General features: G+C 44.9%; 18 protein-coding genes. 13 read left to right on the top strand and 5 right to left on the bottom strand.

Going from position 1 to position 25,381, the window contains the following annotated elements; all coding sequences use genetic code 11:
- Positions 1-378 precede the first annotated feature (378 nt).
- From ACRD7P_RS02760 to ACRD7P_RS02790, 7 genes are all read left to right on the top strand, one after another.
- The gene (locus tag ACRD7P_RS02760) at positions 379-1,170 is read left to right on the top strand and encodes a DUF3108 domain-containing protein (RefSeq protein WP_430905963.1); all 792 of its coding nucleotides are present in this window, start codon (positions 379-381) and stop codon (positions 1,168-1,170) included.
- A gap of 7 nt (positions 1,171-1,177) precedes the next feature.
- On the top strand, positions 1,178-2,143 hold the full coding sequence (locus tag ACRD7P_RS02765) for a tryptophan 2,3-dioxygenase family protein (RefSeq protein WP_430905964.1): 966 nt from the start codon (positions 1,178-1,180) through the stop codon (positions 2,141-2,143).
- 4 nt (positions 2,144-2,147) lie between these two features.
- Positions 2,148-3,434, top strand: coding sequence for a peptidoglycan DD-metalloendopeptidase family protein (locus ACRD7P_RS02770; protein ID WP_430905965.1), 1,287 nt, complete (start codon positions 2,148-2,150; stop codon positions 3,432-3,434).
- 1 nt (position 3,435) lies between these two features.
- Positions 3,436-5,073, top strand: a complete 1,638-nt coding sequence (gene pgi / locus ACRD7P_RS02775) for a glucose-6-phosphate isomerase (protein ID WP_430905966.1) — start codon at positions 3,436-3,438, stop codon at positions 5,071-5,073.
- A gap of 169 nt (positions 5,074-5,242) precedes the next feature.
- Entirely contained in the window at positions 5,243-8,494 is a 3,252-nt protein-coding gene (locus ACRD7P_RS02780; protein WP_430905967.1) for a carboxypeptidase regulatory-like domain-containing protein, read from the top strand.
- An 89-nt stretch (positions 8,495-8,583) separates the two neighbouring features.
- Positions 8,584-9,024, top strand: coding sequence for a hypothetical protein (locus ACRD7P_RS02785; RefSeq protein WP_430905968.1), 441 nt, complete (start codon positions 8,584-8,586; stop codon positions 9,022-9,024).
- Positions 9,025-9,218: 194 nt separating this feature from the next.
- Positions 9,219-9,584, top strand: a complete 366-nt coding sequence (locus tag ACRD7P_RS02790) for an endonuclease domain-containing protein (protein WP_430905969.1) — start codon at positions 9,219-9,221, stop codon at positions 9,582-9,584.
- A 182-nt stretch (positions 9,585-9,766) separates the two neighbouring features.
- Here the strand turns inward: ACRD7P_RS02790 and ACRD7P_RS02795 are convergent, their stop codons facing one another.
- Positions 9,767-10,810, bottom strand: coding sequence for an endonuclease/exonuclease/phosphatase family protein (locus tag ACRD7P_RS02795; protein ID WP_430905970.1), 1,044 nt, complete (start codon positions 10,808-10,810; stop codon positions 9,767-9,769).
- Positions 10,811-10,923: 113 nt separating this feature from the next.
- Here ACRD7P_RS02795 and ACRD7P_RS02800 point away from each other — a divergent pair, with 113 nt between their 5' ends.
- Both ACRD7P_RS02800 and ACRD7P_RS02805 read left to right on the top strand, forming a co-directional pair.
- On the top strand, positions 10,924-13,650 hold the full coding sequence (locus ACRD7P_RS02800) for a TonB-dependent receptor (RefSeq protein WP_430905971.1): 2,727 nt from the start codon (positions 10,924-10,926) through the stop codon (positions 13,648-13,650).
- A gap of 182 nt (positions 13,651-13,832) precedes the next feature.
- Complete coding sequence (locus ACRD7P_RS02805; protein ID WP_430905972.1) at positions 13,833-15,203, top strand: DUF5689 domain-containing protein; 1,371 nt, start codon at positions 13,833-13,835, stop codon at positions 15,201-15,203.
- Positions 15,204-15,212: 9 nt separating this feature from the next.
- Here ACRD7P_RS02805 and ACRD7P_RS02810 read toward each other — a convergent pair whose 3' ends face one another.
- Positions 15,213-16,646, bottom strand: a complete 1,434-nt coding sequence (locus ACRD7P_RS02810) for a DNA/RNA non-specific endonuclease (RefSeq protein ID WP_430905973.1) — start codon at positions 16,644-16,646, stop codon at positions 15,213-15,215.
- A 627-nt stretch (positions 16,647-17,273) separates the two neighbouring features.
- Positions 17,274-19,511, bottom strand: a complete 2,238-nt coding sequence (gene katG / locus ACRD7P_RS02815) for a catalase/peroxidase HPI (protein WP_430905974.1) — start codon at positions 19,509-19,511, stop codon at positions 17,274-17,276.
- Positions 19,512-19,920: 409 nt separating this feature from the next.
- Between katG and ACRD7P_RS02820 the strand changes: the two genes are divergently transcribed.
- From ACRD7P_RS02820 to ACRD7P_RS02830, 3 genes are all read left to right on the top strand, one after another.
- Positions 19,921-20,394 (top strand): ankyrin repeat domain-containing protein, encoded by a 474-nt coding sequence (locus ACRD7P_RS02820; protein ID WP_430905975.1) that lies wholly within the window; start codon positions 19,921-19,923, stop codon positions 20,392-20,394.
- Entirely contained in the window at positions 20,395-20,928 is a 534-nt protein-coding gene (locus ACRD7P_RS02825) for an NADPH-dependent FMN reductase (RefSeq protein WP_430905977.1), read from the top strand.
- A gap of 68 nt (positions 20,929-20,996) precedes the next feature.
- Positions 20,997-21,773 carry an amidohydrolase gene (locus tag ACRD7P_RS02830; RefSeq protein WP_430905978.1) on the top strand — a complete coding sequence of 259 codons (777 nt, stop codon included), beginning with the start codon at positions 20,997-20,999 and terminating at the stop codon, positions 21,771-21,773.
- Here the strand turns inward: ACRD7P_RS02830 and ACRD7P_RS02835 are convergent.
- Both ACRD7P_RS02835 and ACRD7P_RS02840 read right to left on the bottom strand, forming a co-directional pair.
- Complete coding sequence (locus ACRD7P_RS02835; RefSeq protein ID WP_430905979.1) at positions 21,757-23,370, bottom strand: Ig-like domain-containing protein; 1,614 nt, start codon at positions 23,368-23,370, stop codon at positions 21,757-21,759. The genes ACRD7P_RS02830 and ACRD7P_RS02835 overlap by 17 nt on opposite strands.
- A 290-nt stretch (positions 23,371-23,660) precedes the next feature.
- Entirely contained in the window at positions 23,661-24,245 is a 585-nt protein-coding gene (locus tag ACRD7P_RS02840) for a ComF family protein (protein WP_430905980.1), read from the bottom strand.
- A gap of 172 nt (positions 24,246-24,417) precedes the next feature.
- Between ACRD7P_RS02840 and ACRD7P_RS02845 the strand changes: the two genes are divergently transcribed.
- Positions 24,418-25,314, top strand: coding sequence for a hypothetical protein (locus ACRD7P_RS02845; protein ID WP_430905981.1), 897 nt, complete (start codon positions 24,418-24,420; stop codon positions 25,312-25,314).
- Positions 25,315-25,381 lie beyond the last annotated feature (67 nt).

A 25,381-nucleotide genomic window follows, 5' to 3' on the forward strand; every position in this document is an offset into this window, starting at 1 on the left:
GAGATATGGGAAGGGTGTTTCACCGGGTGCCGAACCATCACTTGTTGCCCCCTGAAATCTTAAAAAGCGCTCCGTAAAGGGGGGTAATGATAAAAATCTGTTAAGACCTAAGTTAAATTCCGTTAAAAGCAATTATCCGAACTTTTTGTTGTAGTAAATTCGTTGTCATAAGGGGTGGTTCCCTTATAACTTTAAGTATTGGTTTTTCATAATTTAAAGTTTGGTTGGTTATTTAGGAAAAGCCCTGATGTTTCATCAGGGCTTTTTTTGTGCAGAAAAACCGTACATACAATACTTTGGAACAAAATTTGTTTTATTAACGGTACGTTAAAACAGTTTTATAAACCGTTTTGCTAATTTTAATGTGAAAATCGTTTTATGAAAAAGCTCTACTTACTCTTCATACTGTCGGCACAGCTCCTTATGGCGCAAAGTGGCGGGGACTCTAAAGCGTCCGTTTTTAAACCTGGGGAATGGTTAAAATTTCGCATGCACTATGGTATGCTGAACGCCAGTTATGCCACCCTACATGTCAAATCCAGTAAAATTGACGGGGTGCCCATGTACCACGTGGTCGGAAAAGGAAAAACTACGGGCTGGGCCAGTATCTTTTTCAAGGTAGACGATACCTATGAAAGCTATTTTAGTAAAAAAGATGGAAAACCATATCGGTTTATTCGTAAAATAGACGAAGGTGGTTATACCAAGGATGTGGAAATCAATTTTGACCATAAAAAAGAAAAAGCGGTACTAAACGATAAAAAAAATAATAAAAAGTATAATTTTGACCTGACCGAGGATAGCATTCAGGACCTTATTTCGGCATTTTATTTTCTTCGGAACAATTATAATCCCGAAGATTTGGTAAAAGGGGAATCCCTTGACCTTAAAATGTTGTTTGATGATGACGGTGTTTTCAATTTTAAATTGAAATATCTGGGCACCCAAACCTTGAAAACAAAGTTCGGAAAGGTAAAATGTTACAAATTCCGGCCTTTAGTACAATCGGGAAGGGTATTCAAAGAAAAAGAGAGCCTTTCCTTATGGGTATCGGCAGACGATAACCGTATCCCTATTCGAATCAAGGCCGATTTGGCCGTGGGTTCCATAAAAGCTGACCTCGATGCCTACAATGGACTGAAACATCAGTTCAAGTTAATAATGGATTAAGGTATACATGAACGAAAAGGAGCAAATCGCGTCCCAAATCGCAAAACTTCAAGAAAAGTATAAAGATTCGGGGCAAGACCTCAGCTCCTATTTGGATGGCCTGCTGTATCAGCGTTACCTCACCTATTGGGACTATATCCACTTGGATACCTTGTTGAGCCTTCAGGTTCCCCGAACCTATTTTCCCGATGAGGAAATCTTCATCATGTACCATCAAATTACCGAACTGTATTTTAAGCTCATATTGCACGAGCAAAAACAGTTGGTTGACGACAAATCGCAAAAAGTCGCCTTTTTCATCGAAAAAACACGACGTATCAATAGCTATTACCAAGCCTTGATCTCTTCCTTCAGTATTATGATCAAGGGAATGGAACGCGAACAGTTTTTGCAATACCGCATGGCATTGTTGCCGGCAAGCGGTTTTCAATCGGCCCAATACCGGATGATCGAAATCTATGCGGCCCCTTTGGAAAACCTGGTACACCACACCGAACGGGGTTCGCTCAATGGAAACGAATCCATAGAAACGCTTTACGAACATATCTATTGGAAGAAGGGAGCAACGGATTTGGCCACCGGCGAGAAAACCTTAACGTTAAAACAATTTGAATATCGCTATACCCCGCGTTTGGTCCGTATCGCGAAACAGGTGGAGAACAATACCATCTATCACAAGTTCATGCAGTTGCCTGCGGAAAAAAAGGATAATAAAGCCCTAGTTGATGCGTTAAAGAATCTGGATATGAACGCAAACGTGAATTGGCCCTTGATGCATTTTGGATCCGCCCACCGTTATTTGGGTAAGGATGCGGGGGAAATTGGGGCGACCGGAGGAACAAATTGGAAGGATTATTTGCCACCAAGTTTTCAAAAAGTAGTGTTCTTTCCATCGTTGTATTCAAAACAAGAGTTAAATAATTGGGGAAAACAATGGGTAGACCATATCTTTAATCCCGAAAAAATGGAATGATAGCATGAAGTATTTGTGGGGCGCAATAGTAGTAACATTGTTTTTTTCTTCCTGTAAGGAAAAGCAGTTGTCCGATCCGGTCAAAAAAGAAATAGCGGAGGTAACCAAGGTAGTCGAGAAAGTGGCCGCCAAACAGTTCGGGTTCAACCTTGAAGATTTTAAGGTAACCGTTGATACGGTTAAAAATGGGGATAGCTTTGGCGAACTGATGTTGTCGCACAAGGTGGAGTATCCAAAAATCGCCAAAATTTCCGAAGACTTTAAAGATACGTTTGACGTGCGCCGTATTCGCGTTGGCAAGCCCTATATGATCCTTCAATCGAAAGATACTTCCCAGACCGCACAAGTATTTATTTACGAGAACGACCCGATAAACTACACGGTTGTCGATTTGAGGGACAGTGTTGTTGCCTACAAGAACAAAAAAAAGGTCAAGTATGTGGAACGTGAGGCCTCTGGCGTGATAACGACTTCGCTTTCCGAGGCCATTTTGGAACAGGGAATCGATTATAACGTTACCAACAACCTTTCCGAGGTATATGCTTGGACGGTAGATTTCTTTAAGCTCCAAAAAGGGGACAAGTTTAAGGTAGTGTACAAGGAAAAGTTTATCAATGATTCCATTTATGCGGGAGCTGGCCCTATCGAGGCCGCTTATTTTGAGCACAACGGGAGGCCTATCTATGCTTTTTCCTATGAAAACGATTCCTTGAAAAGTATCGTGGACTATTATGATGAGAGCGCGAACAACCTGCGAAGGACCTTTTTGAGGGCTCCCTTAAAATTCGGACGGTTGTCGTCGCGGTACAATTTAAAACGCCGTATCCGCTATTACGGCAATAAGGTACGCCCGCACAGGGGTACCGATTATGCTGCACCTGTAGGGACACCCATTTTGGCTACGGCTGATGGTACGGTCGTAGAATCGACCCGTAGGGGCGGAAATGGAAAATATGTAAAAATACGCCATAACGGTACCTATGCAACGCAATACCTGCACATGAAAAAACAAAAGGTGCGCAAGGGCGAATATGTGCGCCAAGGCGACGTTATCGGATGGATCGGTATGACGGGCAACACCAGCGGACCGCACGTGTGCTACCGATTTTGGAAAAACGGACGGCAAGTAGACCCGCTTCGGGAAGAGCTGCCAAAAGCGGAACCATTGAAAGAAACCTTGCAACCCGCCTATTTTGAATATATCGGCCCGTTGAAGGACCAGTTGGACTGTATGGTCTACCCTGATCCGCCGGAAGAAGAGAAAGAAGATTTGCTAACACTCAATCAGTAACATGTCGCTAGAGAACACCGACCCCACCACTACCAACGCCTGGAAAAAACTACAACAACACTATACCGAGACCAAAGAAGATATCCTTAAGCAACACTTTGCCGATGCCCCGGAACGGGCGGTGAAGTTTAGTTTGCAGTGGAAGGATTTTTTGGTCGATTTTTCAAAAAACAGAATTTCAGGGGAAACAATGTCCCTATTGGTGGAATTGGCGGAAGAAGTGGGGCTTAAAAAGGCCATTACAAGCTATTTCAATGGCGATGCCATAAACGAAACGGAAGGAAGGGCCGTGCTGCATACGGCGCTCCGTGCGAAAGCCTCCGACACCGTTATGGTAGATGGTGCCAATGTGGTACCCGAGGTGTACGCCGTAAAAAAACATATCAAAAGCTTTACCGATTCCATTATTGATGGAACACGAAAAGGATATACCGGAAAAGCCTTTACCGATGTGGTGAATATCGGGATCGGTGGTTCCGACTTGGGGCCGGCCATGGTTACCGAAGCTTTGGCATTCTATAAAAACCATTTGAACGTACATTTTGTCAGCAATGTGGACGGGGACCATGTACATGAGGCCTTAAAGAACTTAAATCCTGAAACCACCTTGTTCGTAGTGGTATCCAAAACATTTACTACCCAGGAGACCTTGAGCAATGCGACCACCATTAAAAAATGGTTTTTGGGCCATGCCAAACAAGAAGATATCGCATTGCACTTTGCTGCGGTGTCTACCAACAGCGAAAAAATAGCGGAATTTGGTATTGCCCCGGAAAACGTTTTTCCCATGTGGGATTGGGTAGGAGGGCGCTTTTCGCTTTGGAGTGCGGTTGGGCTGTCCATTGCCTTGGCAGTCGGTTTTGAACATTTTGATGCCCTTTTGGAGGGTGCCAATGAAATGGACGTGCATTTTAAATCGGAAGATGTTGGAAACAATATTCCCGTGGTATTGGCACTTTTGAGCGTTTGGTACAATAATTTTTATGGGGCCGAAACCGAGGCCATTATCCCCTACACCCAATACCTGGGTCGTTTGTCGGCATACTTGCAGCAGGGGATTATGGAAAGTAACGGTAAAAGCGTGGACCGGAACGGGAAACGGGTGAGCCATCAAACGGGCACCATTATCTGGGGCGAACCCGGAACCAACAGCCAGCATGCGTTTTTTCAGTTGATCCATCAAGGAACAAAGCTGATTCCCGCCGATTTTATCGGGTATAAAAAATCTCTTCATGGCGATACCGACCACCATCAGAAACTGATGGCCAATTTTTTCGCGCAGACCGAAGCGTTGATGAACGGTAAAACGGAGCGCGAGGTTCGTGCCGAGCTTTCGGAAAAAGGAATGTCGGAAGCGGCGATGAAAAAACTGATTCCGTTCAAGGTCTTTGAAGGGAACAAACCTACCAACACCATTTTGATCGATCAGCTTACACCTAAAAGTCTGGGCGCCCTTATTGCATTGTACGAGCACAAGATTTTCGTTCAAGGGGTAATTTGGAACATTTTCAGCTACGATCAATGGGGCGTGGAACTGGGCAAACAACTGGCCGGTAACATACTGCGCGACATACAAGGTTCCGAAATTGGCAAGCATGATGCCTCTACATTACAATTATTAAAGGCTTTTAAGAAATAAGGAGCTAATTCCGTATTTCTTTATAACGTCTGATAACTTCCTCGTTTTCAAATATCGATACTGCCAATTTAAAGTTAAATTTGTCTTAACTAATTTAACGCTAGCTTAATGTGAAAAGACAAAAAATAACGCATTTTTGCCAAAATTAAGCTAATAAAAACGAGAACAAATGAAACAAAAGTACTTCGCAATGGTAGCGTTCTTTATGACTGCCTTTGCATTTTCGCAGGGGGTGACTACCTCTAGTATGCAGGGAACGGTATTGGATGATGCCGGAGAACCGTTATTAGGGGCCAATGTGGTTGCCACGCATACGCCGTCTGGTTCTACATACGGTGCCATCGCTAATGAGGATGGAAGGTTTTACTTTACCAATTTACGTGTTGGTGGGCCTTATCAGGTAGTAGTGTCCTATATCGGTTTTCAAGATAAAACTTATGAAGGCATTACTTTAGGACTTGGGCAGAGTTACAATTTGAAAGTAGAGCTCAAGGAAGGTGTTGAGCTTGAAGAGGTGGTGGTAACCTCCACTAGGGGAGATATTATAGATCCTGATCGTACCGGGCCGGCTACTAATTTGTCTAGGGAGAAAATCGATGCGCTGCCCACAATTTCTAGGAGTATAAATGATTTTACCAGGCTTACGCCCCAATCCAACGGAACTTCGTTTGCAGGTACTTCGGGGAGGTTTAACAATTACACCATAGATGGGAATATTTATAACAATAACTTTGGTCTTGGAGATGCTCAGTTTGCCGGAGCAAATCCAGTTTCATTGGACGCCATTGAAGAAGTACAGGTTAATCTTGCTCCGTATGATGTTCGATTGTCGGGTTTTACCGGAGCAGCGGTAAACGCGGTCACCAAATCTGGTACTAATGAGTTTAAGGGCTCTGTGTACTACTACCTTAGAAATGACCAAATGGTAGGTACAAAGCTCAGAGATTTGACACTAGAGCCGGGTGATTCTCGAAATGAAATAAAGGGAGTAAGCTTGGGAGGCCCTATCCTTAAGAATAAACTATTTTTCTTTGTCAGTTATGAAGAAGAAGAACAAGCTATTCCAGGTTTCCAAAGGCAAGCTGCAAGACCAGGGTTAACCCCTGACGGTCTTGTCGTATCTAGAGTGCCTGCTTCTGATCTTGATTTTATTCAAGAACAAATGCGAAGTCTTTACGGTTATGAAACAGGACCTTACGAAAACTATCCATTTGCATCTGAAATAAACAGATTTAACGTAAGACTGGATTACAACCTCAATCAGGATAATAAGTTCTCGGTTCGTTACAATCGTTTTGAGTCCGCTTCGGATGTCCAAATAAATGGGAATTCGAACCGTTTTCTGCCAACACGATATAGAAATACTAGAAGAACTAATATTGAAGCGGTTACTTTTGCTAATGCCAACTATACGAATGATCGTTTAGTAGAGTCCATAGTGGGTGAATGGAATGCTAAGGTAGCGGATAATATGTCTAACAAATTGAATGTTGGGTATACTTCTGTGGCTGATCCAAAAAGAGGTGTCCCAGGTGGACAGCCATTTCCGTTCATCGAAGTTCTAGAGCCAGATCCATCTGGAAATCTTCTGTATTATACAGCATTGGGTAACGAATTGTTTACTGTAGGTAATTTGTTGGAGAACAACGTTTTTAACATTACGGATAACTTTTCGATATACTCCGGGAAACACACCTATACTATTGGTGCCAATTTTGAGTATATGACGTTTAAAAATGCCTTTAACCCGGTGTTTAATGGCTTCTATAGATTCACTAGTTACGATAGTTTTGTTGAAACGGTCATCAATCAAACACCGGGAGCCTATCCAGATGCTTTTGCTAAAAGTTTTGCTTTGGACGGTTCATTGACGCCACCTGTCGATGAAGTTAATTTTGGTCAAGTTGGCGTTTATTTTCAGGATGAATACCAGCTAAACGACGATTTAAAAATAACCGGAGGGTTGCGTATTGACTTTCCTTTTTACGCAAGTGATATTCCAAGAAATACATTGTTGGACGATTTAAACAAAACTTTTATTGATGATGACGGAGACTCTTTTACGCCAGATGTTAGCCAGTTTCCGAAAGTACGCCCGTTATGGTCTCCTAGGGTTGGAGTAAACTGGGATGTTAATGGCGAAGGTAAAACACAGGTACGCGGTGGAACGGGAATTTTTTCCGGTCGCATTCCATTCGTATGGTTGAGCAATCAGGTAAATGGTTCAGGTGTAGTTAGAGGAGGTATTGGTTTTGAAGGTGACGAGGTAGCTGAGGAGTTTGGGCCGAATTATGTTTTCAATCCAGACGTGACTTTTGGGAACCCGGAAAATCCAGGTCAAACCTTATCGAACGAATTAAATCTAACCGATCGTGATTTTAAACTTCCGCAAACATGGAGGACCAACATCGGTGTAGATCATCAGTTGCCATGGGGAATTACAGGTACCTTTGATTTTATTTATTCCAAAGACATTTCTGCCCCTATTGTTTATAATCCAATATTGCGTGAGCCAGACGGTACGCTTAACGGCCCAGATCAACGCCCGTTTTGGGATGGAGGCTATTCAAATGATGAAGACTTTAGAAACGTGTTTTTGCTAACAAACACTAATAAAGGAGACTATTATTCATTTACCTTCCAGTTGGAAAAGCAATTTAATAACGGTTTCTTTTCTTCTTTGGCATATACCCGTTCCAGAGCTAGGGATATGGGTAGTACAGGTGGTTCTCAAGCGGGTTCTTTGTGGACTGCTACGGTTCAGGAGAACAGGAACGATCCTGAACTGAGTTTTGCCGCTTTCGATCAGCCCAATAGATTTGTTGGTAACCTTACCTATCAAAAAGAAAACACAAGTATATCTTTATTTTGGCAAGGAGGGGAGAACGGACGTTATAGTTACACCTATTCAGGGAATTTTGGTGATAATGCCGATAGGTTGATATACATTCCTAACGATGCGGCAGAATTAAATTTCGAGGAATTTGAACTTGACGGAGCTATTGTTACGGAGCAAGCACAAATCAATGCTTTGAACAATTATATAGAACAGGATGAGTACCTTAGTGAAAACAGGGGAAAAGTTGCAGAGAGAAATGGTGCCAAACGACCTTGGTTCAATCAGTATGATTTAAGGATATTGCAAACGATTAATTTAACCAATGATAAAAAGAACCGACTTCAATTATCAATGGACTTCTTAAACGTTGGTAACCTGTTCAATTCGGATTGGGGTGTTCGACAATTCGAATTGCAAAGAAACATTCTTAACTATAGGGGTAGAAATACTGCCGATGAACCGGTTTACAGTTTGAATACCGTTAGAGGTACATCCGAAATACCTAGAGAAAGTTATCAGCCCTCAAATAGCCTTGGGGACACTTGGAGATTACAAGTAGGTGTGCGGTACCTTTTTAACTAAGTAGAATATAAAAATGTTTTAAACCCTGCCCAAAAGGCGGGGTTTTTTGTGCCCAAAAATCAGTAAATTTAAGCTGTAAAAACACTGTCATGTACGAAACCATTCAATCCGTTCATTCTTATCTGGCCTACATCGTTTTGGCCCTTCTTTTTTTGGCCGTTGCCAATGCCCTTACAGGCTGGTTCGGGAACCGGGTATTCAATCTTTCCAAGGATTTTAGATTGAGCCTTTTTGCCCTTATTTTGTCGCATATTCAGCTGGTGGTCGGGTTGATTCTGTTTTTCAGTTCCCCAAACGGTCTAAAGGCCATCCAGACCTTGGGGATGGGCGGACTAAACGCCCCGTCGCGCTTGTTGGCCGTAGAGCATCCTTTTATCAATATCATTGCCATTGTGTTGATTACCATCGGATGGTCCCGTCATAAGAAGTTTATGGAAGGGGAAAAGAAGTTCAAAAGCATTGCCATTTTTTATGGATTGGGACTGCTGTGCATCCTTAGCCGTATTCCTTGGGGACAGTGGTTCAACTAATAGTAGTTGCAGAACATTCTTTGTTATAAAAAGGATGGCACACAGAGCGTAGGTGACAAACAGTATTGGGCGTTGGGCTATATGCTGAGAATTACCGGGGCAACCCCTTCCGACCTTTTATTTTTCCCGTTGGTCAAAATCAAAAGCCCACCTTCCCCTTTCTAGGGAAGGAGCCTTTAAAAACGTGACCTACGATGAGTTACGAAAAGAGACATAACAAAACCGGTTTAAAAAAATATCGTAAGTTGTTGAGAAAGAGGCTTACGCCGGCGGAGGCTTTTTTATGGAAACACTTGAGCGGTAAAAAACTAGCAGGGCGAAAGTTTAGAAGACAACACAGTATCGATCGATATATAGCTGACTTTTACTGCGCTTCCGAGAAGTTAGTTATCGAATTGGATGGGCAGGTACATATGAACCCTACTGCGCAAGCATATGATAAAAAAAGAACTGAGCATTTGGAACGTGCTGGTTTGACCGTAATCAGGTTTGAAAACAAAATGGTTTTTGAAAACTTGACCACTGTTTTAGAAGAGATAACAGCAAATTTCAAAAAATAATCAGGCTCCTTCCCCAAAAAGGGGAAGGTGTCATCTAGCGCAGCTCAGATGACGGATGGGGTTATACGTTGCGTCATTTCTAAAAAGCTTAAGGCATACCTTTTCTCCTTTAAGGCCTCTTCTTTCGATTGTAGCTAAAACCGAACCTTTTCCCTTTCTAGGGAAGCACTTTAGATATACGCTTATTCCCCCTCCTCCCGTATCAAATACAAATATACCGGCAAATGATCGCTATAACCTCCAGCGTAATTACCTCCTGCATAGGTGCGAAAGGGGTATCCCTTGTACTGCCCTTCTCCATTAAGCAGATATGGTGCGGTGAAAATGCCCGACTTCCAGTAGCGGAACGTTCCTTTGTGATCTGATAACAAATTGGAAGTAAAATAGAGCTGGTCGAATAAATTCCATTCATCGCGGTATGCCAAAGAACCAATGCCCTTTTTAAACAGTTTTTCCATAGGGTTAAAAAGGAATGCTTCGGTTGTCGCCTTGCCATTCCCCTTGGTCTTAAGTACTTTTTTAAGGCTATCGTCTATAGGGTCGTCGTTTAGATCTCCCATACCGATTAGTTTTGCATCGGGGTGCAGTCGTTGTACCGAGTCGATAATCCTTTTATTTAGTTTGGCGGCGGCGATGCGGTTAGGGGCACTCCTTGCTTGTCCACCACTGCGGGAGGGCCAATGGTTTACCAGAAAATGCATGGGCGTTCCGTCCAATAATCCCGATACGACCAACTGGTCTCGGGTGTAATTACGGTTACCGGCATCATCTTGTAAAATAAGACGATGACTGGCACTGGCCGTGGGAAGAAAAGCAGCTTTCTTGTACAGTAGGGCGACATCGATTCCTCTCTCATCCGGAGAATCATAGTGCACGATGCCATAGGCCTTCGGGAGCAATACAGGCTGTGAGATGAGGTCTTTGATCACCTTTATATTTTCCACTTCACAGATTCCGATAACATCCGGTGAAGTGCCGGTAACGTCGCTCCCTATTTCCGAGATGACCTTCGCCAGGTTCGATAGTTTCTTTTCATAGCGTTCCAAGGTCCAATGGCGCCTACCTTCAGGAGTCCTATCATCATCGAAAGTAAGCGAATCGTTTTCGATATCGAACAGGTTTTCCAAATTGTAGAAAGCTATGGTACGAATGCGATATTGTGTACCCTCCTGCGCGTAGCATAAAAATCCGGTGAACAACAGAAAATTGAGGTAAAAGTATTTCATGTCCTTAAAAGAATATTCCAATAAACGAAAAAACTGACAATTTCATAGGATTTATCGTTAACGCGACATGCTTTCTGGATATATTGAAAACCATAATTTTTTATTTATCTGAAATGCACCGTTTATCCGTCCTGTTGTTTTTATTCTTTGTCACCTACACTTTCGGACAGGAACCACAGAAAACCGTAATTAAGGGAAGGGTGGCCAGCGAGGAGTTGGGCGTGCTTTTGGAAGGTGTTATGGTGTCCATAGAAGGGTCCGATAGTGTAATGGGTACCGATGCCGACGGTGGTTTTGAACTCTCGGTATCAGGTACGGGAGAACGATTGATTTCTTTGAGGTTAAGGGAGTATTTGACCCAAAACATCCCTATCCAATTAGATACCGGTACCTTGGATATGGGTATGCTGTATCTCAAAAGGGATATTACCTATGAGCAGACCGATAATCTAATTTCGTTGACCGCTACCGAATTGGTCGATGAGGAGATCAGTGCGGTCTCCGTTCCGTTGCTACAGGGTACTAGAGACGTTTTTCTAACGACCGCTGCCTTTGATTTCGGACAAGCTTTTTTTCGGGTACGCGGATACGACTCCCAAAATGCAAAAGTATTGATCAATGGAATTCCCATGAACAGACCGATAAACGGTCGACCACAATGGAACCATTGGGGCGGATTGAACGATGTAATGCGCAATCAGGAGTTTACCCATGGCCTCGGTCTGGCGAACGGCTCTTTTGGAGGGGTTTTGGGCACCACGGCGATCAATACACGTCCGACAAGCTTTCGTTCCGGTACGCGTTTATCGTCTTCTTTTTCCGATCGCACTTACGCGGGCAGGCTCATGGCGACCCATACCGCTAGTACGGACCGGATCGCCTATAGTGTTTCCGGGTCTAGACGGTGGGCACCGGAAGGGTATATCGAAGGAACGTTATATGATGCGTTCTCTTTTTTTGGAACGGTGGAATACGCCCTCAACAAAAACAATAGCATGCAACTTACTGGAATTTTCGCCCCTAACCGAAGGGGGCGTTCCGCTGCTATAACCCAAGAAGTATTTGAGTTGGTGGGTAGGCGCTATAATCCCTATTGGGGGCTACAAAATGAAAAAACCAGAAACTCGCGGGAACGGCGGAGTATGGAACCAATTGTAATGCTCAATCATTACTATAGTACCAAAAAGTTCCAACTTCGTGTCGGGGCGGCGTATCAGTTCGGGGAACAGGCTTCGGGGAGGTTAGGGTATTACAACGCCCCAAATCCCGACCCGACCTATTATCGTTATTTGCCCAGTTACTATACCAATAGCACTATAGGGGCCAATTTTGAAAGTGCCAACCAGGCGGCACAGGGATTTATAAGCGATCCGCAAATGGATTGGCCGCAAATTTATGCCGTCAATACGGCACCCGATGCCGCCTATGTACAATACGACGATCGTACGGACGACCGTCGTTTGTTGGGCAACATTACCGGTAACTGGCAGGTACATGACAATTTTAAAATGGAGTTCGGGGGAAATTACCAACAGTTGACTTCCGAGAACTTTGCCGAGATTACCGACCTCTTGGGAGCGGAGTATCATAATGATATCGATGTTTTTTCGAATACACGGAACGATATCGGGAGTGCCCTTCAAAAAAGGGAAGGGGACCGTTTTGGATATCATTACAAATATGATGTTTCGCTTGCGGAAGGTTTTGTACAGTTCCAGTATCAAAAAAAGAAGTGGAATGCTTTTCTGTCGGGTCGGGGTTCTGAAAATAGCTATACCCGAAACGGGTTGTTCCAAAACGAACGCTTTCCGGAGAACTCGCTCGGAGAAAGCAATACGGTCGGTTTTTTGGATTATGCCGTCAAGTCGGGTTTGGAATACCAACTTACCGGAAGGCACTGGATTACGGGCCATGCAAGCTACGGTACCGAACCGCCCGCCCTTCAGCATAGCTTTGTGAACCCAAGGGAGAACAACCTAACGGTGGAAGGTCTTTCAAGTTCCCGTGTGACCAGTGCCGATTTAAATTATGTGATGCGGTTGCCAAAACTTACGGCACGACTCAGCGGTTTTTATACCCGTTTTCAAAACACAACCGATATCAATTTCTTTTTTGTGGATTCGGGTGTAGGTTCCGATTTTGTGCAAGAGGTGGTTACCGGACTGGACAAGCTGCACAAAGGCGTTGAATTGGGTATCGCCTATAAGGCCTCTTCGTCGGTTCGCCTCACGGGTGTTATGGCCTTGGGGGAATATACCTATGCCAATAACCCCCGGGTCGCCATCAATTTCGATACCGCGGGACCGGATGAGGAGTTGATCAATCAAGAGGGGTACAGCGACCTCGGTACGGCGAACCTAAAAGGGTACCGCCTATCGCAGGGGCCGCAAAAAGCATTTTCGATAGGGGTGGAATATCGAGATCCCGCTTACTGGTGGGTAAAGACCACCGCAAATTTTTTAGCCGACAATCATGTTGGAATATCGACCATTACACGTACCCAAAGCTTTCTTTTGAATCCGGATACTGGGGAGGCGTATCCAGAGGCCATCCCGACCGAAGTAGCTGCGCTCTTGACACAGGAACGCTTGCCGGACTTTTACCTTTTGAATTTGGTCGGCGGCAAGTCGTGGTTGAAAAAAGGCAAGTATGCCAGTGTATTCCTCAGCATAAACAATGTGTTCGATACGGTATATAAAACCGGGGGGTACGAGCAGAGCAGAAACGGGAACTTCGGTCAATTGCGACAGGATAACCTGAGCGGAAATCCCTCGTTCGGACCGCGGTATTGGTTCGGTTATGGGCGAACGTATTTTTTGAACCTGGCCTTCAGTTTTTAAACTGGATTAAACCCGGATTATGCATTAGAACTTCGTAATGAAGCTTTTAGCTGCGATAAAAATGTAGCGCAGCACCATATTTTGAAGTAGCTGGGAGCTGTAATAGATTTTCTAATGTATAAAGCGGGTTAAAATAGAGAACAACTGCCTTAATGGAATAATGGCATTTAAGATGAAACAAGATGTATTGTAAAATACGATATCAAATTACGGTTTTCTTTGTTGGTACTGCGCTATTGTTACAGTCCTGCGTCGATAGCGGCACGTTCGATCCTCCAAAAGAAGATTGTACTGAAAACACGGACATACCGGTCACCTTTGCCGAAGTGCAAAAGCGGTATGTCGACCAAACCGTTCGCATACAGGAAGATTTGACCATTGTCGGTTATGTAACGTCGTCGGATAGTGCGGAAAATTTTTACGGAACACTTCATTTTCAGGATAGCCCCAATAATCCGACCGCCGGCTTTCAAATTGCTGTGGACCTTCGGGATACCCATTTGTTCTATCCGATAGGAAGCAAGATTTTTATTCGGGTGAAAGGCCTGTATTTGGGAAAGAGTAAAGACGTTTTTGAACTGGGCGGTGTGTTCACTTCCTTTGGGAATACCAGCGTAGGAAGGTTGCCTGCTACGCAGCTGGACGCCCATTTGCTAAGGTCCTGCGAAATGGCGGACATGGTGCCTACGGTGGTAACCATAGAAGAATTATCAAACGCGCAGACCAGTACTTTGGTTACCCTTACGGGAATCGAGGTCGATAGCTCCGAACTGGGGAAACCTTTTGCGATTGAAACGGAAGAAACCAAACGGCTGCTGACCGACTGTGCCGATAACGAACTGTATTTGTTGAACAGTGGTTACTCCGAATTTTGGGACGAACCCCTTCCGGAAGGGAACGGTAGTATTACCGGGGTACTGTTGCGGGAAGAAGAGACCTTTTACTTAGCGGTTCGCGATTTGTCCGATATTCGTTTTTCCGATACCAGATGCGAGGACGTTGTCGATACCTTTAGTTCTAGAAATGTATTTATTTCCGAATTGGCCGATCCGGACAATAATACCGGAGCACGTTTTGTAGAGCTTTACAATTCTGGAAGTGAAAGCATTTCTTTGAAAGGATGGACGTTGGGCAGGTATACGAATTCCAATACCGAAGTCGGCGCCGTGATAGACCTTTCCGATTTGTCCATCGGTGCTAAAGGAACCTTGGTAATTTCACCGGACATCTTGGAATTTGAGGCCGTTTATGGGTTTGTACCCGATCTGGGTGTTGGGAGCAATAGCCCTGCGGATTCCAATGGGGACGATAACTTGGTGCTGATCGACCCGTTTGGGGAGTTGATCGATATTTATGGCGTTATCGGTGAGGACGGTAGCGGGACCGCTCATGAATTTGAAGATGGAAGGGCCGTTAGAAACACCTGGGTTACCGAGGGGAATCCCGTATTTACTCCCGAAGAATGGACGATATACAACGATACTGGAGCGGAAGGTACCATTGAACAACCCCAAAATGCCCCGGGCGACTTTACGCCCGGGACAAGGGATTGATGTTTGGGTTTAGCTTGAAGCGCCGCTGTCTACCTGGGCTTCTACCACAGCTTCGACACTGTCGGGGATGTTCTCGAACAGATCATAACCCGTTAAGGCTTCAATAGCATCTACGGAGGTAAGGAACTGCTGCCAATCTGTACTAATGTTTTGATCATTGGGCACGTTGATCGCAATGATCCTGGTACCGCTATTTACCCTGGAAATATCGTCGGATCCGTTGGGAAGTACCAAGGCCACCTTCCAAAAGGAATCCGGAACGGTAATGTTGCCGCCATCAATAGTACTGGCAAAACCATTTCTACCGGTACCTCCAGAACCCGCAACCCCGGAGACAAGGTGAACCTCAAAACCTTGTTCGGTAAGTGACCTCAGGTAGTTTTCGAAAGTAGCCCAGGAACGTTGGTTGTTGTCGGGGGACTGTGGTGCAATATTGGTCATAAAATAGGTGTTGGCATTGTCCTCGCTACTCCCGTTCCTATCGGCGGAAGGGCAAAGATGTCCACGATCGAAACCGGAATTGGTATAGTCGCTAGTGGTCGCCCTAAAGAAAGAACCGGGCAGGTCGGTATCCTGTCGAAAACAGTTACAGCGCGAAGTGTTGCCGGTCCAAGCACTGCTCAAATGCCAGCTTACCCAATTTGCGGTACCTCTGTCATTGTTGTAGGAAAGGGTATAGTCATCTTTGGCCAAAAAGTAATTCGTTGCGCTGGTACCCGCATTGGAGGGGTTTCCAAAAGTGAGGTTGCTATCCCGGGTAGGCCCCGAACCGCCCCCGCCTCCCGAGGTAGCTGTGGTTACTTCCACATTGTCGATATTCAGCCGATTGCCACCACCACCGGTTTTGTAAACACCGTACCGTGCCGGTTGGGGGTCGTTGATGGTAAAGGTGACCGTGTTTAGGGCTGTGGACGAGGTGGTTATCGTATTCCCGGCAAAAAACCAAGAGCCCCCGTTGTCATAGGATACGATCAACCGCCAGGTGGAACTCCCGTCACCACCGTACACTGCATGACGCACACGTATCAGTTCGACGCCATTGTCCATGTTAAAATTCATGATGGCATAACCGGTATTGCGGATACGTACCGATCGGGTACCGAATTTTCGATCATTACTGAGCGAACCCAATAGGGCATCCGACAGAAACCAACTTCCAGAGGAGCTCAATTGCACCTCCGCACCAGTATAACTACCTTTTGTAGTCGACTCAAAACCTTCGGTAAAGCCCGCAGAACGTTCCGTCAAAAAAACATGTTTATGCGGTCCTTGATTGTCCTGCAGTTCGGTTGGGACGGCTATTTCGCCGGAAATGGACAGACCGAAGTCGTCCATACCATCAGGGGCATTTTCCAACGGAACGGAATCCTCTTTTGTACAACCGATCAGAAATAACGAAAACATGGCCCATACGAAAACGGGCCTAAAAACAGATAACTTCATACTATGTAAAATTTAGGGTTTATATATGCGCGAAAATAACGGTAGTACTTTTCTTTCAATGCATCTGTTTGTTAATAAAACGCTAATTTTTAAGCAAAGAATGATAAAAAGTAGTCAAGGTGTGGATAATTTACTTTTATCGATATGTTCACAATCCTACCGTAGATTTTACCGTTGCCAACAAAAAGAGGGGGTGCTGTCAAATTTGGTTTCGGTATGCCATTTCCAGACGAATAGTACCTTCGGATAGCACTGAAAATCTGCAGTAGCAACTATTTAGGATTTGGAATGGTTACCGTCCAGCAGCTGTTACCTTTGTAACAATCCTTTTATGGTAAAGTTGTATTTGGAAGATTTAATGGTAAAATACAGATAGCAGTAATTTGCCCCAAAACAAGTCGGACCGACCCCTACCTTTTCCATTCACTTTTGTAGCACGCGTTTGTGCAATTATCATTGGGTAAAATGCTTATGGCGATGGTAAATGAAAAAGCAATTCCGTTGTTCAAGCCCCACATTATATTATTTCAACGTTAAAACGGTATAAAGCTACATCCATAAAAAAGAAAAGGTGACCCTTTCGGGGCCACCTTGTTCCGGTTTATATGTTGATCCGATTTTTACGGGCTATGCCAAATCAAATCGATCCAAATTCATGACTTTGTTCCAAACCGCGACAAAATCACGGACAAATTTATCTTGCGCGTCGCTAGAAGCATATACTTCCGCGATGGCCCGAAGTTCCGAGTTTGATCCAAAGATCAAATCTACCCGAGACCCAGTCATGGTAACGGCGTTGGTTTTTCGGTCCCTACCGGCAAAGGCTTTTTCGTCCTCCGAGGTAGCTTCCCATTTTACGCCCATATCCAACAGATTCACAAAGAAATCGTTCGTTAAGGCTTCGCGCTTGTCCGTAAACACACCGTGTCTGGATTTATCAAAATTGGTATCCAGTACGCGCATGCCTCCCAACAATACGGTCATTTCGGGTGCGGTTAGCGTCATCAACTGTGCTTTGTCGATAAACAATCTTTCGGGAGTAACCGTGTATCCTTCCTTTACGTAGTTTCTAAAACCATCTGCGATAGGTTCGAGTACATCAAATGAAGCGGCATCGGTCTGTTCGTCGGAAGCATCGGTACGTCCGGGAGTAAAGGGTACCGAAACCGTTTTCCCTGCGTTGGCAGCGGCTTTCTCTACACCGGCACAGCCCGCTAGCACGATAAGATCGGCCAAGGAAACCTGCTTGTTTCCGCTCTGGGCGCTATTGAATTCGCCCTGTATCCTACCTAAAGTATCTAAAACCCCGGCCAGCTGGGTAGGGTTGTTCACTTCCCAATCCTTTTGTGGTGCCAAACGGATGCGTGCACCATTTGCGCCACCCCTATAATCGGATCCACGAAAGGTAGCTGCGGAAGCCCAAGCGGTCCCTACCAGCTCGGATACCGAATGTCCGGAAGCCAAAATATTGGCTTTTAATTGGGTAATATCGTTAGCGTCGATCAACTCATGACTTGCCGCAGGAACGGGATCTTGCCAGATCAATTCTTCTTGGGGTACCTCCGGTCCCAAATAGCGGCTTACGGGGCCCATATCGCGATGGGTCAACTTGAACCATGCACGTGCGTACGCATCCGCAAACTCTTCGGGATTCTCCAAAAAGTGACGTGATATTTTTTCGTAGGCAGGATCCATGCGAAGGGAGAGGTCCGTAGTCAACATGAACGGTGCATGTTTTATCTCCGGGTCATGGGCATCCGGAACGGTTCCCGCCCCGGCATCACCGACCGGTTTCCACTGATGTGCCCCGGCAGGACTTTTGGTCAATTCCCATTCATAACCGAAAAGGTTTTCAAAATACTTATGGCTCCATTTCGTGGGCGTGTCCGTCCATGCCCCTTCGAGACCACTGGTAATGGTGTCGCTTCCTTTTCCGGAACCAAAATTATTTTTCCATCCAAGTCCTTGCATTTCAATTCCGGCTCCTTCCGGTTCTGCCTCTAGGAATTCGGCATCGCTAGCGGCACCGTGTGTCTTTCCGAAGGTATGTCCCCCGGCGATCAGTGCGACCGTTTCATAATCGTTCATGGCCATACGCCCAAAAGTTTCACGAATGTCACCTGCGGCCGCAACCGGGTCTGGGACGGCATTCGGTCCCTCCGGGTTTACATAGATCAATCCCATATGGGCAGCACCCAAGGGGCTTTCCAACTCACCATCGTTTTCGTATCGTTTTTTGTTTCCTAACCATTCCGCTTCGGAACCCCAATAAATATCTTCTTCAGGTTGCCATATGTCCGCCCGTCCTCCGGCAAAACCGAACATTTTTAACCCCATGGATTCATGCGCACAGTTCCCGGCCAAAATCAACAGGTCGGCCCATGAAAGTTTCTTGCCATACTTTTGCTTTACCGGCCACAATAGCAAACGGGCCTTGTCCAAGTTAGCATTGTCGGGCCAGCTGTTCAAAGGTGCGAAACGTTGTGCTCCGGTACCACCACCACCTCTACCATCGGCAATTCTATAGGTACCCGCGGCATGCCAGGCCATGCGAATAAAAAAGGGCCCGTAGTGCCCATAATCGGCGGGCCACCAGTCCTGACTGTCGGTCATCAAATCGTAGAGATCCTGTTTGACGGCGGCCAAATCCAACGATTTAAAGGCCTCGGCATAGTCAAAATCAGGCTCCATCGGGTCCGCTAAGGAAGAATGTTGTCTTAAAATATTGATGTTCAATTGGTTTGGCCACCAATCGCGGTTATTGGTCCCACCGCCGGCCGTTTGCGTCATCTCCCCATTTAAAAAAGGGCATTTTGCGCTAGAATCGTTTGCTTCCCAAGCATTTCCAGTATTATTTTCATCCATGTCGTGCTAAAATTTTAAATTGTAGAATTGTAAATGTATTAAAATACCCTACCGGTTTCACCATTCGGTTCATGTTTTGCACTATGTAGATATAAAAAATAGCTATAATGGCAAAATATGATGCACAGGGGGAAGTACTTATACCTTTTTAACTTTGAAATGGTACGTATAGAAATTGAATTATTTTTTAGGCATTCAAGGCGAAAAACGGAAGCATAGCCGTAGCTACGGTTAGATTCCCGGTCAAGCCGGGGACAGGCTTTTTAACGAAGAATAACTGAAAAAGAAACCATTTATTAGTACTATTTCAAAGTTAAAAAGGTATTAATTTTGAAAAAAACAAAACGTCCTCTAGGAATCATGAATAAGGCATAGGAACGGTAACGATTGTTTTTTCTAACTTTATGTTATGGAGAAGTTTTACAACGCTTTGCGCGAAGGGAATATCGGTACGGTCGGGGAGCTGTTAAAAGTGCATCCGGAGTGGGCGAACAAAAAGGACCAACGCGGTTCTACCCCGTTGATTTTATCGACCTACTATAACCATGTTGCATCGATACCCGTATTATTGGATGCCGGCGCTGCAATAGACGAAAAGGATGCTTCTGGAAATACGGCGCTTATGGGCGTTTGTTTTAAGGGATATCACGAAGCGGCCGAAATGCTGATCGGTTATGGGGCGAAGGTGAACGAGCAGAACGCCATGGGGGCCACTGCCTTGATTTACGCAGCAACGTTCAACCATTTGGCCGTGGCCAAATTACTTTTGAACAGCGGTGCCGATTTTCATGTAAAGGATGCTCGGGGCAATACGGCCCTAGACCATGCCAAAATGCAGGGTGCCCCCGAAATGATCGATCTTTTGGAAGCGGTTACGGGTTAAATGGGAAAGCCAAGGATTTTTGCGGTTTCGGGAAGTACCGCACGCCACTCGAGCAATGCCCATATTTTAAGATACCTTAAAAAAGAAACTATTGGTCGGGCTACAATCGATATTTTTAGCGAATTACAGGACCTACCACATTTTAATCCGGATTTGGATGGGGAGCAACTGCCCTCTCAAATTGTTGGTCTGCGAAAAAAAATTGCGTGCTCCGACGCAATGTTGGTCTGTACCCCTGAGTATGTTTTTAGTTTGCCGGGAAGTTTAAAAAATATGTTGGAATGGTTGGTGGCGACCACGCTGCTTTCCCAAAAACCGACCGCGTTGATCGTTGCCTCGGCATCAGGGGAAAAAGCGATGGAATCGTTGGAATTGATTGTGAAAACACTCGGTGCCAGTATTTCCGGCAATTCCAAGTTATTGCTTTCGGGCATTAAGGGAAAACTAGACGCCAATGGAAGTCCCGACCCGGCCACTGCGGCATTATTGCGAGGGTTAATGCGGGCCTTTCTTTCCGAACTCCAAGAAAAATAGAATAGTTAAAATGGATTATTTTTGAGCAAACCACTTCATTGATCGCTATCCCTTAAACAAGCACCTCCATGAAAACAAAATTGAAAGTAGCATTGGTACAGTCGGAAGTGGTGTGGCAGGAACCGGAAACGAACAGGAACAATTTTGAAAAACTGTTGCAGGACCTGGATTCCGATACCGACCTGATCGTTTTGCCGGAAATGTTCACCACGGGTTTTACCATGCAACCGGAACAATTGCCGTCGGACGAAGGCAATGTAACCAAGGCGTGGATGCAGCGTATTGCGAACGAAAAAAAGAGCGCGATTACAGGCAGCGTCCCTTTTTTGGAGCAAGGCTCCTATCGCAACCGGCTCTTTTTTATGACCTATGAAGGGGATTCCTACCATTATGACAAACGGCATACGTTTACCTTGGCCGGTGAGGATAAGGTATACCGTGCCGGAACGGAGCGGCCCATTATTTCGTATCGTGGTTTTCGAATATGCCCGATGATCTGTTACGATTTACGTTTTCCGGTATGGGCGCGCAATACGGACGATTACGATGTACTCCTCTACGTCGCGAACTGGCCTAAACCTCGGATTACCGCTTGGGACACCTTGTTAAAGGCAAGGGCCATTGAAAATATGGCCTACTGTATCGGTGTGAACAGGGTGGGTTCGGATGCATCGCAATTGGAATACCCGGGGCATTCCGCCGTTTATGACGGGCTGGGCGCGCCATTGGTGCATCAAAAGGAGAAGGGTGTTTTTTACGCAACTTTACAGAAGGAGCATGTGATGAATATTCGGGAAAAGCTCCGTTTTTTGAACGATCGCGATGAATTCAGTCTAAAAGTCTAAAGGTTTCGATCAGCTCCCAATTGGCCCTGACTTCCAAAACGGTAGGGTAGTAGCTGACCTTTTCGGGCTGTAACCTTCTTAAAAAGCTGCCCGTATCCCACTGTTGATTCCCATTGGTGTCATCGATAACACGAATTAGGTACTTTCCGGGGTCGATGGTAGAAAATTCGAATGCCGAGGTGTCGGTGGCGTACTTTTCCTGTTCCAATTCCCCGTTTTCGGTAATCAATTGAATGATCAGCGGAAAACGGACCGCGCCCTCGAGCTGTACCGTCAAATTACCGTAATCGGCGAGACTTTTTGTGGATAAATTATATTCCGTACTGTCGTTTACCGTATTAAAAAAATCCTGAATGGCGCCGGGTAGCAGTTGTACGGCATAGGATTGCTCCGGCACTGCCTCAAAATCAAAATCGACCTTATTTTCCAGGCTGTCCAAGGCTACCGTAAACCCGACATCCAACGAGTCCTTGTCCATTATGGAAATCAACGTGGAATCGATGGAAAGTAACGGCGTATTGGATCCGATCTGAAAAGACTTGTTAAAATCCAGACTTCCGTTAAAATTGGGTTCCAGAATCATGGAATCGATTCCAACTTTTCTTGTTTTAACGTTAAAGGTGTCAATTTGAGATACCGTTTCGTTGCGCACCGTAAACAGGATGGAATCCGCTTTAAACGGGGTAAACCAATAATTCAATGTATCCTTGCCCGGTTCTTTTAAAATGGTCGTACGTACGGTATCGGGCAATGGATGTAATGGGGCTATGGAAATGTCCTTGCCCGTTCCATAATACCCAAAAACGATTTTGTTTTTTGCGGCAAAATTGGGTACGGAAATACCGTAGCTTGGAATCTCCTTAAACATGGTCAGCAAGTAGGTTGAGTCCGTAGGCATGGTTACCGTATCGGTAACGTATCCTATCTTGTCGGTATTTTGGTCAAAAACGTTGTTCTTGGCTTCATCTTTTATGGCAAAAAGGGCATATTTTCCTTTTTTGATGTTTCCGATCTTAAAAATAATGGCACTGTCCAAGGTATTGGTGATATAGTTCGGGGGCCTTTTGAATACCGTGGAGTCGGTATAGGCCGTATCGATTTCATAGAGCATTACGCTAACAAAATTGTCCGCTTTTTTTTCGAAGGCATCCCTGATGACCCCGGTCAGTTCCAAGGAATCGATATAGGTTCCCGTGGAAAAAACATAGTTGAGATAGGGATAGGCGTTCCCCTCGTTATTGTCCACGATGCTTTGCCCGAAATTAAAGGTATAGGTGGTATTTTCTCTTAAGGTGTCCTTTATCGTAATTTCTACGACTTTGCTTGCCCCACCCTGTGGGGAGATCAGCGGAAGGTATTTTAGAGGAGGGGAAACAATAAGCTGCTCCTGTAGTTTTTCCAGCTTCACATATTCATCAAAATAGAGTTTGATGGTATTGGTATTGAAGTTGACCGACATGTTTTCCGGCTCGGCCTTTAGTAGTTCCGGTGGCGTTTCGTCTTTCGGACCTCCGGTAGGGTTCCCCCTTTTGGCGCACTGCACGAGGGCGGAAACGATAAAAAACAGAAATACTACTGCCAGCGCACGTTGAATCATACTTATAAGCTTATACCATTTTAAGTTTGAAATAGTATTATGTAAACAAAGAAACGATTTATTTCCAAAGTTAAAATGGTATAATACCATTTTTACTTTGAAATCGCGCGTATGGAAATTGAATTATTTTTTAGTTGTTCGAGGCAAAAAATCTAAGCATAGCCATAGCTACGGTTCTATTTTTTAACGAAGAACAGCTGAAAAAGAAACGATTTATTAGTGCTATTTCAAAGTTAAAATGGTATAACCTTGAATTTAGTGTTTGCGGCTCATAAAGCTTTGTTATTTTTCTAGGGTAGGGGAACCACGGCCATGCTGGCGATATAGACGGTGGTCCCGGGAATTTCGGTCAGTGTCCGGGCACAGGTTTCCATAGTGGCCCCGGTAGTGATCACATCATCGACCAGTAGAATTCTTTTGTTTTTCAGGGGCATTTTTTGTGTTACCGTATAAAGCGCTTTATTGGTCAACCATCTACCGATGCGCCCCTTCGTTGTTTGGGTCTTGGTATTCGCTGTTTTTACCAACAGCGCATCATGGTATTCCGCATCTAAATGTTTGGCCAGTCGTTGGGCAAAACCGCTTACTTGGTTATACCCTCGTGCACGTTGCTTTTTACGATGTAGCGGAACCGGTATGACCATATCGATATGTTGGTCCAACCCTTCGTCCCGTCGTAACAATTGGCCGTACCAATCTCCTAAAAAAGCACTTATTTCCGGATGGTTTTTGTATTTCAGTTGATGGATCAGCCGTTGTACGATACCGTTTTGGCGATAAAAAAGGAAGGAAGCGGCTTTTTTTATGGCAATTCGACCATAAAATATACGGTCTACCGGGTTTTCTGCGTTAAAGGTGTACTCGGTGAACGGCAAGTCATTCCGACAAACGGTACAAAGGAGTCGTTCTCCTCTGATTAAATGGGCATTACATCCAAAACAGACCCTAGGAAACAGGGTGTTATTGATATCATTTAGTATATTTGTTAAATTGGTGAAAAACAATTTTAGCCCTTATTAAACCTACTTAATACGTATCCTTTTTTTAATGGAAGGTCAAGATACTAAATTCAACTACAAGATTGTCTTTGCGGCCTTAGGAGCGGTTATTTTTGGCATTTTGATCGCGTTTTATTACAGCTACGCACAATCGCGTTCGCAAATCAGCTACTTAGAGGAACAAAAAGACCTGTTGGTCAAAGATCTGACGCTTATGAAAGCGGACCTCGATCGATTGACGGCACGGGACGAAGTGAGCACCATAGAAATTCAGAACGCCAAGTACGAGGTACAGGAACTTCGCGACTCCATAGGAAGGTTGAATTTTACGGTCGATAAATTACGGGACTACAAAACCGAACTGCGCAGGTTGGAGGCCAGAAACGATAGTCTAAAGCTAAAAAACGATTATTTAAAGTATAACAATTCGCGTTTGGCCAGCAAGTCAAGGGAAACCAAAAAACAAATGGAAGTGCTGCGAAGTAAAAGTAGTTCGCTGGCAGCGGCCGAAGCGTTACAGCGCAAAACGATACAGGAATTGAACAGGGAACTCAAAATTAAGAGCTATCTTAAAATTCAGGGTTCGCAAGGCAGTGGTTTTCGGGTGCGAAACGGCAAGCCGATACAGACTAATAAAGCATCCTTGATAGAACGGTTGCGGGGTACCGCGATCATCGTAAAAGACCCTACTGCGGCGGGAACCGAGAAAATCGTTTATTTTCAGTTTTTGGGTCCCAATATGCGGATCATAGAGGACAATGCCAATACCATCACCGTCAATGGCAACATCTACAGCAAAAGGGTAGAATTTCTGTTCAATGGCGAACAGACCCAGGTTAACGACTACATTACCTTGCCGGAGGGTTCGTTGGAACCCGGCACGTATACCCTTAACGTTTTTGAGGATGAGCGCCTGCTCTCCAGTTCCGAGTTTTTATTGAAGTAATGCCATTTCAAGGTTAAGATGGTATAAACGACAAGTTGTGGACAAGCATCCACAAGGCCCAATATGC

Origin of the sequence: Maribacter sp. 2-571, assembly GCF_050589625.1 — a bacterium.
Taxonomy (GTDB): Bacteria; Bacteroidota; Bacteroidia; order Flavobacteriales; family Flavobacteriaceae; genus Pelagihabitans.